The 13,533-nt window shown below is 45.8% G+C and carries 11 protein-coding genes; 8 read left to right on the plus strand and 3 right to left on the minus strand.

Annotated features, from left to right (window positions below):
- The first annotated feature begins 34 nt into the window (after positions 1-34).
- From rpoC to rpsJ, 6 genes are all read left to right on the plus strand, one after another.
- Positions 35-4,210: a DNA-directed RNA polymerase subunit beta' gene (gene rpoC / locus ABU615_RS08025; RefSeq protein WP_370388800.1), complete on the plus strand. Its 4,176-nt coding sequence runs from the start codon at positions 35-37 to the stop codon at positions 4,208-4,210.
- Between the two features lie 207 nt (positions 4,211-4,417).
- On the plus strand, positions 4,418-4,789 hold the full coding sequence (gene rpsL, locus ABU615_RS08030; protein WP_025329900.1) for a 30S ribosomal protein S12: 372 nt from the start codon (positions 4,418-4,420) through the stop codon (positions 4,787-4,789).
- 92 nt (positions 4,790-4,881) lie between these two features.
- A complete protein-coding gene (gene rpsG / locus ABU615_RS08035) occupies positions 4,882-5,352 on the plus strand; it encodes a 30S ribosomal protein S7 (RefSeq protein ID WP_025329901.1) in 471 nt (156 codons plus the stop codon).
- 18 nt (positions 5,353-5,370) lie between these two features.
- A complete protein-coding gene (gene fusA, locus ABU615_RS08040; protein ID WP_100140806.1) occupies positions 5,371-7,473 on the plus strand; it encodes an elongation factor G in 2,103 nt (700 codons plus the stop codon).
- An 84-nt stretch (positions 7,474-7,557) separates the two neighbouring features.
- Positions 7,558-8,748 (plus strand): elongation factor Tu, encoded by a 1,191-nt coding sequence (gene tuf, locus ABU615_RS08045; RefSeq protein ID WP_100140805.1) that lies wholly within the window; start codon positions 7,558-7,560, stop codon positions 8,746-8,748.
- Positions 8,749-8,765: 17 nt separating this feature from the next.
- Positions 8,766-9,077: a 30S ribosomal protein S10 gene (gene rpsJ, locus ABU615_RS08050; protein ID WP_025329903.1), complete on the plus strand. Its 312-nt coding sequence runs from the start codon at positions 8,766-8,768 to the stop codon at positions 9,075-9,077.
- A gap of 186 nt (positions 9,078-9,263) precedes the next feature.
- Here rpsJ and ABU615_RS08055 read toward each other — a convergent pair whose 3' ends face one another.
- The 3 genes from ABU615_RS08055 to ABU615_RS08065 form a co-directional block, all read right to left on the minus strand.
- Positions 9,264-10,475: a PLP-dependent aminotransferase family protein gene (locus tag ABU615_RS08055; protein WP_370388801.1), complete on the minus strand. Its 1,212-nt coding sequence runs from the start codon at positions 10,473-10,475 to the stop codon at positions 9,264-9,266.
- Between the two features lie 276 nt (positions 10,476-10,751).
- Positions 10,752-11,978, minus strand: coding sequence for a diaminopimelate decarboxylase (gene lysA, locus ABU615_RS08060; RefSeq protein WP_367489737.1), 1,227 nt, complete (start codon positions 11,976-11,978; stop codon positions 10,752-10,754).
- On the minus strand, positions 11,971-12,141 hold the full coding sequence (locus ABU615_RS08065) for a lipoprotein (protein ID WP_100140802.1): 171 nt from the start codon (positions 12,139-12,141) through the stop codon (positions 11,971-11,973). Before ABU615_RS08065 ends, lysA begins: the two co-directional genes overlap by 8 nt.
- A gap of 130 nt (positions 12,142-12,271) precedes the next feature.
- Between ABU615_RS08065 and cyaY the strand changes: the two genes are divergently transcribed.
- Positions 12,272-12,595, plus strand: a complete 324-nt coding sequence (gene cyaY / locus ABU615_RS08070; protein ID WP_370388802.1) for an iron donor protein CyaY — start codon at positions 12,272-12,274, stop codon at positions 12,593-12,595.
- A gap of 18 nt (positions 12,596-12,613) precedes the next feature.
- On the plus strand, positions 12,614-13,513 hold the full coding sequence (locus tag ABU615_RS08075; RefSeq protein ID WP_370388803.1) for a LysR family transcriptional regulator: 900 nt from the start codon (positions 12,614-12,616) through the stop codon (positions 13,511-13,513).
- Positions 13,514-13,533: the final 20 nt, after the last annotated feature.

Raw genomic sequence — 13,533 nt, forward strand, 5'->3', positions numbered from 1 at the left:
GCTGCTACTGCATGCGGCATCGTCAGGAGCAAATATGAAAGCTTTATCAGACTTATTTAATCCGCTGCAAAATGCCAGTGCCGAAGAAGAATTTGACGCGATCAAAATCGGTATTGCATCGCCGGATACCATTCGTTCTTGGTCGTACGGTGAAGTGAAAAAGCCGGAAACGATTAATTACCGTACGTTCAAGCCAGAACGTGATGGTCTCTTCTGTGCCAAAATTTTCGGCCCGATCAAAGATTATGAATGCTTGTGTGGTAAATACAAACGCCTGAAATTTCGCGGGGTAACCTGTGAAAAATGTGGTGTGGAAGTAACCTTGTCCAAAGTGCGTCGCGAACGCATGGGACATATTGAATTGGCTGCACCAGTAGCGCATATCTGGTTTCTGAAATCGTTACCATCCCGTTTGGGTATGGTGCTGGATATGACATTGCGTGATATTGAACGCATTCTGTATTTTGAAGCTTATGTGGTTACAGACCCGGGCTTGACTTCATTGCAGCCGCGTCAACTGCTCAGTGAAGAAGAGTACATCAGCAAATATGAAGAGTTTGGCGGTGATTTCGAAGCCAAAATGGGTGCTGAAGGTATCCGTGACCTGTTGCGCGCTATGGATATTGCGCATGAAGTGACGGTATTACGGCAGGAATTGGATTCCACCAGCTCCGATACCAAAATCAAGAAAATTGCGAAACGTCTGAAAGTACTGGAAGCCTTCCAACGTTCCGGCATGAAGCTGGAATGGATGATTATGGACGTGTTGCCAGTATTGCCACCGGATCTGCGTCCGCTGGTACCGCTGGATGGTGGTCGTTTTGCTACTTCTGACTTGAATGATCTGTATCGCCGTGTCATCAACCGTAATAACCGTTTGAAACGCTTGCTTGAATTGCGTGCACCAGACATCATCGTACGCAATGAAAAACGTATGCTGCAAGAAGCGGTTGATTCACTTTTGGATAATGGTCGTCGTGGTAAAGCCATGACCGGGGCCAATAAGCGTCCGTTGAAATCACTGGCCGACATGATTAAAGGTAAGGGCGGTCGTTTCCGTCAAAACTTGCTGGGGAAACGTGTGGATTATTCCGGCCGTTCGGTGATTACCGTGGGACCGTATCTGCGTCTACACCAGTGTGGTCTGCCGAAAAAAATGGCTTTGGAGCTGTTCAAACCATTTATTTTCCATAAACTGGAACAACTTGACCCAACTGTCACCACCATCAAAAAAGCCAAAAAGATGGTGGAACAGGAAGAGCCGATTGTATGGGATATTCTCGAAGATGTGATTCGTGAACATCCAATATTGCTTAACCGTGCTCCAACCTTGCACCGTCTGGGTATTCAGGCGTTTGAACCGATTCTGATTGAAGGTAAGGCTATTCAGTTGCACCCATTGGTTTGTACTGCGTTCAATGCTGACTTTGACGGTGACCAGATGGCGGTACACGTACCATTGAGTCTGGAAGCGCAAATGGAAGCACGCACTCTGATGCTGGCTTCTAATAACGTGTTGTCACCAGCCAATGGTGATCCGATTATTGTACCGTCACAGGATATCGTCTTGGGTCTGTATTACATGACCCGCGACAAAATTAACGGTAAAGGTGAAGGTAGCCTGTTTGCCGATGTGAAAGAAGTTCATCGTGCTTATCAGACCCGTCAGGTTGAGCTCGGTACCAAAATTACCGTGCGTCTGCGCGAATGGGTGAAAAACGGTCAGGATGAGTTTGTGCCCGTGGTAAATCGCTACGAAACCACCGTTGGTCGTGCGTTGCTGTCAGAAATTTTGCCTAAAGGCCTGTCGTTCGAACACATTAACAAAACGCTGAAGAAAAAAGAAATTTCTAAGCTGATTAATGCTTCGTTCCGTCGTTGTGGCTTGCGCGATACCGTCATCTTTGCTGACCATCTGATGTATACCGGTTATGCGTTCTCTACTCGTGCTGGTATCTCCATCTGTGTAGATGACATGCTGGTGCCAGAAAGCAAACCACAGTTGCTGGCTGAAGCCAATGCCGAAGTGAAAGAGATTGAAGACCAGTACCGTCAGGGTTTGGTTACCAACGGCGAACGTTACAACAAAGTTGTCGATATCTGGGGTCGTACCGGTGATAAGATCGCCAAAGCGATGATGGATAATCTGTCTACCCAGAAAGTGGTTGACCGTGACGGCAATTTGGTTGATCAGGAATCCTTCAACTCCATCTACATGATGGCTGACTCAGGTGCCCGTGGTTCTGCGGCGCAGATTAAACAGCTATCTGGTATGCGTGGTTTGATGGCGAAACCAGATGGTTCCATTATTGAAACACCGATTACTTCCAACTTCCGCGAAGGCTTGACCGTATTACAGTACTTTATTTCTACCCACGGTGCACGTAAGGGTCTGGCCGATACGGCGCTGAAAACCGCGAACTCTGGTTATCTGACTCGCCGTCTGGTCGACGTGACTCAAGATTTGGTGGTGGTTGAAGATGATTGCGGTACCAATGATGGTTTCGTGATGAAAGCTGTGGTACAGGGTGGTGATATTATCGAATCCCTGCGTGACCGCGTTCTGGGTCGCGTCACTGCCGAAGATGTGGTGGATCCAACCAGCGGCGAAACATTGGTTGATGCTGGAACCTTGTTAAACGAAAGTCTGGTTGATTTAATCGATAATTCTGGTGTCGATGAAGTTAAAGTACGCACACCGATTACCTGTAAAACTCGCCATGGCTTGTGTGCCAAGTGTTATGGTCGAGATCTGGCGCGCGGTAAACTCGTGAATGCTGGTGAATCTGTCGGTGTGATTGCGGCGCAATCCATTGGTGAACCGGGTACCCAGTTGACCATGCGTACCTTCCACATTGGTGGTGCGGCGTCTCGAGCTGCTGCAGCCAGTCAGGTTGAAGCCAAATCCGGCGGTACCGTACGCTTCTCCAGCCAGATGCGCTACGTAGCCAACAATAAAGGTGAATTGGTTGTTATTGGTCGCTCATCTGAAATCGTGATTCATGACGATATCGGTCGTGAGCGTGAACGCCATAAAGTGCCTTACGGTGCACTGTTGCAGGTCAAAGATGGTGGCATAGTTAAAGCTGGTCAGACTCTGGCTACATGGGATCCGCATACCCGTCCGATGATCACCGAATTTGCCGGTCGTGTACGCTTCGAAAACATCGAAGAAGGCGTGACTGTAGCGAAACAGACCGATGATGTGACTGGTTTGTCTACGCTGGTGGTGATCGATGGTAAACGTCGCTCCTCTACCCAGTCTAAGCTATTGCGTCCAACCGTTAAGCTTTTGGATGACAAAGGCGAAGAAATTCGCATGGCCGGTAGCGAAACCGCCGTTTCCATGGCCTTCCCAGTGGGTGCGGTGATTACCGTGCGCGAAGGGCAGGAAGTGGGTAAAGGTGATGTGCTGGCACGTATTCCTCAGGCTTCATCTAAAACCCGTGATATTACCGGTGGTTTGCCACGTGTAGCTGAGTTGTTCGAAGCGCGCACCCCGAAAGACGTTGGCATGCTGGCCGAGGTAACCGGTACCGTATCTTTTGGTAAGGAAACCAAAGGCAAACAGCGTCTGATTATCACTGATGCAGATGGTGTAGCCTATGAAACCCTGATTTCCAAAGAAAAGCAGGTACTGGTACACGATGGTCAGGTGGTGAATCGTGGTGAAGTCATTGTTGATGGTGCGGTGGATCCACATGATATTCTGCGTTTGCAGGGTATTGAAGCGCTGGCGCGCTATATCGTACAGGAAGTACAGGAAGTGTACCGCCTGCAAGGTGTGAAGATTTCCGACAAACACATCGAAGTGATTATTCGCCAGATGCTGCGTCGTGTGAACATTGCTGATGCCGGTGATAGCCACTTCATTACTGGTGAGCAGGTTGAGCGTGGTGATGTGATGATTGCCAATGAAAAACTGTTGGCAGAAGGTAAAGAACCGGTGCGTTTTGATAACGTATTGTTGGGTATTACCAAAGCATCATTGTCTACCGACTCCTTCATCTCTGCGGCTTCCTTCCAGGAAACCACGCGCGTGTTAACTGAAGCTGCCATCATGGGTAAACGTGATGATTTACGCGGTCTGAAAGAAAACGTAATTGTGGGTCGTTTGATTCCGGCCGGTACCGGTCTGACCTATCACCGTAGCCGTCGTCAGAAATGGCAGGAGCAAGTGGCGGCTGAAGCGGCAGATAAAGGTGAGTAACCAAAATTGCTGCTGAAAGCTAAAACAAACCGCTGAAAATTTTTCAGCGGTTTGTTTTATGTTTATGGTTTTATATGATTGTTTTTCCAGCAGATATATTGGTACGGTAGCTTGATTATCTTGACCGGGTAATAAATCAAGTGTTAAAATAGCAGCTTTGCCGACATGGTGTCGGCATGTATTGACTCAACAGGATAAAGAGAAAATATGCCTACTATCAACCAATTGGTACGCAAAGGACGTCAGGCTCCGGTTTACGTCAACAAAGTACCTGCTCTGGAGGCTTGCCCTCAGAAACGTGGTGTATGCACCCGTGTATACACCACCACCCCTAAAAAACCTAACTCAGCTCTGCGTAAAGTATGCAAAGTGCGTCTGACCAACGGATATGAAGTAATTTCATACATCGGCGGTGAAGGCCACAACCTGCAAGAACACAGCGTAGTACTGATTCGCGGCGGTCGTGTAAAAGACTTGCCGGGTGTGCGTTATCACACCGTACGTGGTTCTCTGGACACTGCAGGTGTTAAAGACCGCAAACAGTCCCGTTCTAAATACGGTGCTAAACGTCCTAAATAATGGGACGCATCGGCAGGAAAACTGTCGAGTAAGTGAATATTTACATAAATATTCGTGGGTAAATCCCAGCTGAATAGTTTAAGGAAATTGAAATGCCAAGACGTAGAGAAGTCCCGAAACGTGACATATTGCCAGATCCGAAATTCGGCAGTATCGAATTATCTAAATTCATGAATGTGCTGATGATTGACGGTAAAAAATCTGTGGCTGAACGCATTGTATATGGTGCGCTGGAACAGATTGAAAAGAAAACCGGCAAAGAAGCCATTGAAGTGTTTAACGAAGCCATTGCCAACGCCAAACCGGTTGTAGAAGTAAAAAGCCGTCGTGTCGGTGGTGCAAACTATCAAGTTCCTGTTGAGGTTCGTCCTGCCCGCCGTCTGGCTCTGGCCATGCGCTGGGTACGTGATGCGGCTCGTAAACGCGGCGAAAAATCCATGGATTTGCGTCTGGCTGGTGAATTGATTGATGCGGCAGAAGGCCGCGGCGGTGCATTGAAAAAACGTGAGGAAGTACATCGTATGGCCGAAGCCAACAAAGCCTTCTCTCACTTCCGCTTCTAATGCAGAAAGGCAATTATCGTGGCTCGTAAAACCCCTATTGAGCAATACCGTAATATCGGTATTTCTGCACATATTGATGCTGGTAAAACCACCACTTCAGAACGTATTCTGTTTTACACCGGCATGACTCACAAACTGGGTGAAGTGCATGACGGTGCGGCCACTACTGACTGGATGGAACAGGAACAGGAGCGCGGTATTACCATTACCTCGGCTGCTGTAACTACTTTCTGGAAAGGTATGGCCGGCCAGTTTAAAGAACATCGTTTAAATATTATTGATACCCCGGGACACGTAGACTTTACCGTTGAGGTAGAACGTTCTATGCGTGTTCTGGATGGCGCAGTGATGGTTTACTGCGCTGTGGGCGGTGTACAGCCTCAGTCTGAGACTGTATGGCGTCAGGCCAACAAATATAAAGTGCCTCGTCTGGCTTTCGTCAACAAAATGGACCGTCAGGGCGCTAACTTCTTCCGCGTGGTAGAACAGATGCAAACCCGTCTGCGTGCCAATCCAGTGCCGGTTGTGATTCCGGTGGGTGCGGAAGATGGCTTTGAAGGCGTAGTTGATTTGCTGAAAATGCAGGCTATCGTATGGGATGATGCTACTCAGGGTCTGAAATTTGAGTATGCGGATATTCCGGCTGATCTGAAAGACGTAGCTGAAGAATGGCGCGAAAAAATGGTGGAAGCTGCGGCTGAAGCCAACGAAGAACTGATGGAAAAATACCTTGGCGGCGAAGAGCTGAGCGAGGAAGAAATTGTTGCTGCACTGCGTGCACGTACACTGGCTGGCGAAATTCAGCCAGTATTGTGTGGTTCTGCGTTTAAGAACAAAGGTGTACAACGCTTATTGGATGCCGTGGTTGAGTATCTGCCTAGCCCGACAGACATTCCACCAGTTGCAGGTGAAACACCTGACGGTGAAAAAGACAGCCGTAAAGCCAGTGATGATGAGAAATTCTCTGCATTGGCGTTCAAGCTGATGAACGACAAATACGTTGGTCAGCTGACTTTCATCCGTGTGTATTCCGGCGTAGTAAAATCCGGTGATACCGTAGTGAACTCTGTGAAAGGCACCAAAGAACGTATTGGTCGTCTGGTACAGATGAAAGCGAACGACCGCGATGAAATCGAAGAAGTTCGTGCCGGCGACATTGCTGCAGTGATTGGTCTGAAAGATGTGACTACCGGTGAAACTCTGTGTGATACTGATGCGCCGATTATTTTGGAACGCATGGAATTCCCAGAACCCGTAATTCACGTTGCGGTTGAACCGAAAACCAAAGCTGACCAGGAAAAAATGGGTCTGGCTCTGAACCGTTTGGCTAAAGAAGACCCTTCTTTCCGCGTGAAAACCGACGAAGAATCTGGTCAGACCATTATTTCCGGTATGGGTGAATTGCATCTGGAAATTATTGTCGACCGTATGAAACGTGAATTTGGCGTAGAAGCCAATGTGGGTGCTCCACAAGTGGCTTATCGTGAAACCATTCGTAAATCAGTGGAATCCGAAGCTAAATACGTGAAACAGTCTGGCGGTAAAGGTCAGTATGGTCACGTAGTAATCACCATGGAACCTCTGGAACCAGGTGGTGTGAACTACGAATTCATCGACGAGATTAAAGGTGGTGTGATTCCACGCGAATTCATCCCGTCTGTGGATAAAGGTATCCGCGATACCATGACCAACGGTATTTTGGCTGGCTATCCAGTAGTGGATATTCGTGTACGTCTGACCTTCGGTTCTTACCATGATGTGGACTCTTCACAAATCGCATTTGAATTAGCCGGTTCTATGGCATTCAAAGACGGTATGCGTAAGGCTTCTCCAGTATTACTGGAGCCAATTATGGCTGTTGAAGTAGAAACACCGGAAGACTACATGGGCGATGTAATGGGCGACCTGAACCGTCGTCGTGGCATCGTACTGGGTATGGACGATGATGGTATTGGCGGCAAGAAAGTACGTGCCGAAGTACCGCTGGCAGAAATGTTCGGTTACTCAACTGACCTGCGTTCTGCTACTCAGGGTCGTGCTACCTACTCCATGGAATTCAAGAAATACGCCGAAGCACCGAATAATGTAGCTGAGCAGGTGATTGCTGCCCGCAAAGGCTAACTTATTTACCGATAACCTGAAAGACTTTGTGCTTTCAGGTTATCATCGTTCTTTAATCGATCTTTATTCAAGGAAACTTAGCTCATGGCTAAAGAAAAATTCGAGCGGAGTAAACCGCACGTAAACGTTGGCACCATCGGTCACGTTGACCATGGTAAAACCACATTGACCGCTGCAATCTGTACCATTCTGTCCAAAAAATTTGGTGGTGCAGCGAAAGCATACGATCAGATTGACAATGCCCCAGAAGAAAAAGCCCGTGGTATTACTATTAATACATCACACGTAGAATACGAAACCGCAGAGCGTCACTATGCACACGTAGATTGCCCGGGACACGCTGACTATGTGAAAAACATGATTACCGGTGCTGCACAGATGGACGGCGCCATTCTGGTGGTTTCAGCTGCTGACGGCCCAATGCCGCAAACCCGTGAGCACATTCTGCTGGCTCGTCAGGTAGGTGTACCATACATCATCGTTTACATGAACAAATGTGACATGGTAGACGACGAAGAATTGCTGGAACTGGTAGAAATGGAAATCCGTGATCTGCTGTCTAGCTACGAATTCCCAGGCGACGATGTTCCGTTGATTAAAGGTTCTGCACTGAAAGCACTGGAAGGTGACCAGTCTGATATTGGTGAAGCTTCTATTATGGCTTTGGCTGATGCATTAGACAGCTACATTCCGACACCGGAACGTGCTGTAGACAAACCATTCCTGTTGCCGATTGAAGACGTATTCTCAATTTCAGGTCGTGGTACTGTGGTTACCGGTCGTGTTGAACGCGGTGTAATCAACGTAGGCGATGAAATTGAAATCGTGGGTCTGAAAGACACCCAGAAAACTACTTGTACCGGTGTGGAAATGTTCCGCAAATTGCTGGATCAAGGTCAGGCTGGTGATAACGTAGGTGTATTGTTGCGTGGTACCAAACGTGAAGAAGTAGAACGTGGTCAGGTATTGGCAAAACCGGGCAGCATCACCCCGCACACCAAATTTAAAGCTGAAGTATACGTATTGAGCAAAGAAGAAGGTGGACGTCATACCCCATTCTTCGCAAACTACCGTCCGCAATTCTACTTCCGTACCACTGACGTAACAGGCGCAGTAAGTCTGGCAGAAGGTGTAGAAATGGTAATGCCGGGTGAAAATGTGACCATCGACGTAGAGTTGATTCACCCAATCGCAATGGAAGAAGGCTTGCGCTTTGCGATTCGTGAAGGTGGCCGAACAGTTGGTGCCGGTGTGGTTGCTAAAGTTATCGCTTAATCAGGAAGAATATAGATATGAAAAACCAGAAAATCCGTATTCGTCTGAAAGCTTATGACTACGCCCTGATTGACCGTTCTGCTCAGGAAATCGTGGATACTGCCAAACGTACTGGCGCTGTGGTAAAAGGCCCGATTCCTCTGCCTACTAAAATTGAACGTTTCAATCTGCTGCGTTCACCACATGTGAACAAAACTTCACGTGAACAGTTGGAAATCCGCACTCATCTGCGTCTGATGGACATTATCGACTGGACTGATAAAACCACTGATGCATTGATGAAACTGGACTTGCCAGCTGGCGTTGATGTAGAAATTAAAGTTCAATAATGAACTGAACGAAAAAAAACGGACTGGATTTTATTCAGTCCGTTTTTAATTAACCTCAGCATACTACTACTTTAGAAAAATCTCTGTTTGCCTAACGTTTGTGCTGATTAACTGCAAAAATTTCCATCTGATATACCTCAACACCAATACCTGCCGATATTGGTCAGTCAATGAATGATATCAAATTTACATCATCACTGTTTTTTCTTGCAGATGATGAATTCGATGATTAATCATCTCGGCCAAAATTTTTATACCACGTTCGATTTTTTCTTCCGGCACTGTCACAAAGGCCAGTCGAAAGCAATTGGTTTTTTCAGCATGAGCATAAAAAGTTTCGCCAGGTACAAAAGCCACTTTCTGGCTGATTGCGTCGCTGAGTAATTCAGTAGCATTGATATTTTCCGGTAACTCTACCCAAATAAACATGCCACCTTCAGGCTGATTCCAATGAACTTGTCTGGGCATATAACGTTTTAGTGAATCCAGCATGTACTGACAGCGCTTGGCATAGATTTCGCGAATTTTGGGAATGTGATGTGTAAGAAAATTATTCTTGCTCAGTACCTGATAGGCTATATATTGAGTCAGACTGGGAGTATGTAAATCTGCAGCCTGTTTGAGTTGTACCAGTTTGCTGATAAATTGCTCACTGGCGACAATAAAACCCAAGCGTAGCCCCGGCGTTAATATTTTTGAAAATGAGCCCAAATAAATAGTGTTTTCCGGTGCGAGACTGTACAGACAAGGTAAACGATGACCCTGATAATCCAAATCACCATAAGGATCGTCTTCAACCAATATCAAATGATTATGTTTGGCTTTTGCTACCAGTGTTTGTCGCCGCGATTCGGTTAAACGACGTCCTGTTGGATTTTGAAAGTTAGGGATTGTATACAAAAATTTTGCTTCAGCCGCCACATCATCCCTAATAGTTTCCGGTTTCAGCCCATCGCTATCACTTTCTATCGCAATATATTCTGGTGCGTATTGATTAAAAGCCTGTAATGCACCCAGATAAGTAGGGGTTTCTACCAGAACTTTATCATCAGAATCAATCAGCATTTTGCCTATTAAATCCAGAGCCTGCTGTGAACCGGTTACTATCAGAACCTGTGCCGGTTTTACTGCGGTTTGATCGCGCGCAGACAAATAATCAGCTATCCATTGGCGTAAGGGTGCATAACCTTCAGTGGGGCCATATTGCAATGCACCGTAAATATCTTTGCTTTGTAGTACAGTGTCTGTGGCAGTTTTGATTTCTGTCAGCGGGAATGCATCGGGGGCAGGTAGACCGCCGGCGAAAGAGATGATATCGGGTTGCTCAGTTACCTTGAGAATTTCACGAATAGCAGAACTTTTTAATACCTGAGCACGATGCGAAAATTTCTGGTGCATATACGTATCTTTCCTGAAAGATAATCCATTTAATACGATAGAATATAGGTATAAGAATATTTATTTGTAACGAAGGGTTAGGGTTAAAGAATAAGAATTGATTAATTCAGACAATTATCGCTAACTGGCTGATATAACCAGATACAATAACAGCAAATATCAGTAATGAATAAAAAAATTTATCTATCTGGAGAAAATATAGCGTATTCGCCTAAGGATTGAGCTAATACGCTGTTAAATAGATTTATACGATGATATTTAACTGTTACTGGTTGTTTACAAACAGGCCTTTTCAGGACTCAGCAAATCAGTGAGGTTTTCACGTTGACGAATTAATTTATATTCTGCTCCATTTACCAGTACTTCTGCCGCTCGACAGCGGGTATTGTAGTTACTGGCCATACTCGATGCATAGGCACCTGTACTTTTAATCAACAGTAAATCACCAGCTTTAGCAGCAATGGTGCGGTCTTTGGCCAGAAAATCACCGGATTCACAGATCGGACCGACCACATCAGCGATTAATTCATCTGCTGAAGTCTGGTTGGCATTAACAATGGCGTGATAGGCCTGATACAGCGATGGGCGCATCAAATCATTCATAGCGGCGTCGACGACAACGAAATTCTTTTCTTCGCCATGTTTAATGTATTCAACAGTAGTCAGTAAAGTGCCGGCATTACCAATCAGACTGCGACCCGGCTCCAGCATTAGCTGCAAATGACGACCAGCCAGCAACCGTTCCACGGCAGCAGCATAAGTAACTAAATCCGGCACATTTTCATTTTGATAAACAATACCAACTCCACCACCTAAATCAATATGTTCTAAGTTAATATTCAATGCGGCCAGTTTATCAACCAGCAGCAGCATGCGTTCCAGTGCTTCAACTAATGGCGATAAATCCGTTAACTGTGACCCGATGTGGCAGTCGATTCCAGTTATCTGCAGATGCGGTAAAGTGGCTGCCAGTTGGTAAGCTGCTATGGCATCTTGATAGGCAATACCGAATTTATTAGCTTTTAATCCGGTAGAAATGTACGGATGAGTATGCGCGTTAACATCAGGGTTGATGCGCAAAGATATCGGGGCAATTTTGTCCAGTCTGGCTGCAATGGTATTGATGCGTTCTAGTTCCGGCAATGATTCAACATTAAAGCAGCGGATATTTTGCTTCAGCGCCCATTCTATTTCGGCACAGCTTTTACCCACGCCGGAAAAAATAATGTTTTTGGCATCGCCACCTGCGGTTAAAACGCGCTGTAACTCACCTCCGGAAACGATATCAAAGCCACAACCTAATTGAGCAAAATGGCGCAAAATAGATAAATTACTATTAGCCTTAACTGCATAGCATATTAAGGGCTGTAATGCGGCAAAAGCCTGTTGGTATTGATTAAGAGCCGCAGTCATGGCTTGCTGGCTGTATACATATAGTGGCGTACCGTATTCAGCAGCTAAAACGGAATAGGGTATTTGCTCACAATGGAAAGAATCAGTCATGTTTGGGTAGTGTTTTCTGGTCAATTGGGTCGATGGTCAAGCCGGTTTGTATTACGCCGTATTTGGCTTTATCACCTTCTTTAGGCAGATATAAGTCACCTTTATAGCCACAAGCAGACAGGAAACAGGTTGCAAGCACGCTCAAAAATAAAAAACGAAGCATTAATCTGGCTCACTATGATTTAAATGGCCGGTACGGCAAATTGCCATCACGGATAAAACTAGGATTTAGCCATATTATATGGCAAGATAACAGCTTGAATGTAATAAAATGTAGAGTTACGGTAAGCGAAATGACCGAGAGTGAATTTTTACAGTATAGCGATGAGCTGTTTGGTTATATTGATGAATGTATAGATACTGGTGGGTGGGAGTTGGATTGTGAGGCAGGTGGTAATGTACTCACTATTGAGTCCGACAACGGTGAGCAGATTATTGTTAATCGTCATGTGGCTACTCAGGAATTATGGATTGCTGCAAAAAGCGGTGGTTATCATTTTGCTTACCACCAAGGGCGATGGATTTCTGGTCGTGATGGCAGTGAATTTTTTGCGGTATTAAGTCAGATATTATCAGCGGCCTGTAATGATACGGTGCAGATACCGGTATTAAACTAATTTATATAATGGGCGACTATGTTACACACCTTGATAAAACATGATTTAAAGGCTTTACAGGCATTTGTAGCTATTGTGGAGTGTCAGGGTGTTACTGCTGCTCAAAAGCGGCTTAATATGTCGCAGTCAGCCATCAGTACTCATCTGGCGCATCTGGAAGAGAGTCTAGGCGTGGTGCTATGTCGGCGTGGGCGTTCCGGTTTCGCCTTAACCAAAGCTGGCCATCAGTTATATGAAGCCTGTACATTACTGCTTCAGGCAACCAGTGAATTTCACCGTGAGGTACAGAACATTAAGTGGCACCGCTCAGTGTTGTCTGGTACTTTGCGTATTGGACTAGTGGAATATCTGCCGGTAGATTTCCAGAATATCCTTAATAAGGTCATTGCCAGTGCATATCAGCATTATCCCGAGCTACGGCTGTCGATAGATATTTGTGCACCGCAGGATATTGAGATTGCCATCGCCAATAATCAGATGGATTTTGGTGTTGGTTATTATTACAGCCTATTAAAGAATCTACATTATCAACTGGTATTTGAAGAACGTGAGTATATTTATTGCCATATATCTCATCCAGCAGCTAAAGTGAGTGATTTAACATTAAATTTATTAGTTGAAGACTATCAATGGGTAAAACGTATTTATGCTCGGCAGCAAGAAGGTAATAGTTTGATGACAGGTAATACAACTGCTGTGGCTTATAAACAGCAAGCTACACTGATGTTTATTCTGGCAGGTAGCCATCTTGGCTTGTTATCTGAAGAAGTAGCGGAGTCTTATGTACGCAGCGGTGTATTGATACCACTGTTGACCCAGCAGGCTGCTAATATAGTAAATTATTTTGCTGTAACACGCCCGACCCCTGATCCTAGGGTAAACTGGTTTCTAGGAGAGCTGAGCGGGCTTTTGCCCTGATTTAGAATAGTTTCCGCTAC

It is taken from the genome of Snodgrassella alvi (genome assembly GCF_040741455.2).
In the GTDB taxonomy this organism is placed as follows: domain Bacteria; phylum Pseudomonadota; class Gammaproteobacteria; order Burkholderiales; family Neisseriaceae; genus Snodgrassella; species Snodgrassella alvi_E.

Excerpts from the sequence above, each read along its gene's own strand:
- rpoC (WP_370388800.1), top strand. The coding sequence starts at position 35 with ATGAAAGCTTTATCAGACTTATTTAATCCGCTGCAAAATGCCAGTGCC.
- rpsL (WP_025329900.1), top strand. The coding sequence starts at position 4,418 with ATGCCTACTATCAACCAATTGGTACGCAAAGGACGTCAGGCTCCGGTT.
- rpsG (WP_025329901.1), top strand. The coding sequence starts at position 4,882 with ATGCCAAGACGTAGAGAAGTCCCGAAACGTGACATATTGCCAGATCCG.
- tuf (WP_100140805.1), top strand. The coding sequence starts at position 7,558 with ATGGCTAAAGAAAAATTCGAGCGGAGTAAACCGCACGTAAACGTTGGC.
- rpsJ (WP_025329903.1), top strand. The coding sequence starts at position 8,766 with ATGAAAAACCAGAAAATCCGTATTCGTCTGAAAGCTTATGACTACGCC.
- ABU615_RS08055 (WP_370388801.1), bottom strand. The coding sequence starts at position 10,475 with ATGCACCAGAAATTTTCGCATCGTGCTCAGGTATTAAAAAGTTCTGCT.
- lysA (WP_367489737.1), bottom strand. The coding sequence starts at position 11,978 with ATGACTGATTCTTTCCATTGTGAGCAAATACCCTATTCCGTTTTAGCT.
- ABU615_RS08065 (WP_100140802.1), bottom strand. The coding sequence starts at position 12,141 with ATGCTTCGTTTTTTATTTTTGAGCGTGCTTGCAACCTGTTTCCTGTCT.
- cyaY (WP_370388802.1), top strand. The coding sequence starts at position 12,272 with ATGACCGAGAGTGAATTTTTACAGTATAGCGATGAGCTGTTTGGTTAT.
- ABU615_RS08075 (WP_370388803.1), top strand. The coding sequence starts at position 12,614 with ATGTTACACACCTTGATAAAACATGATTTAAAGGCTTTACAGGCATTT.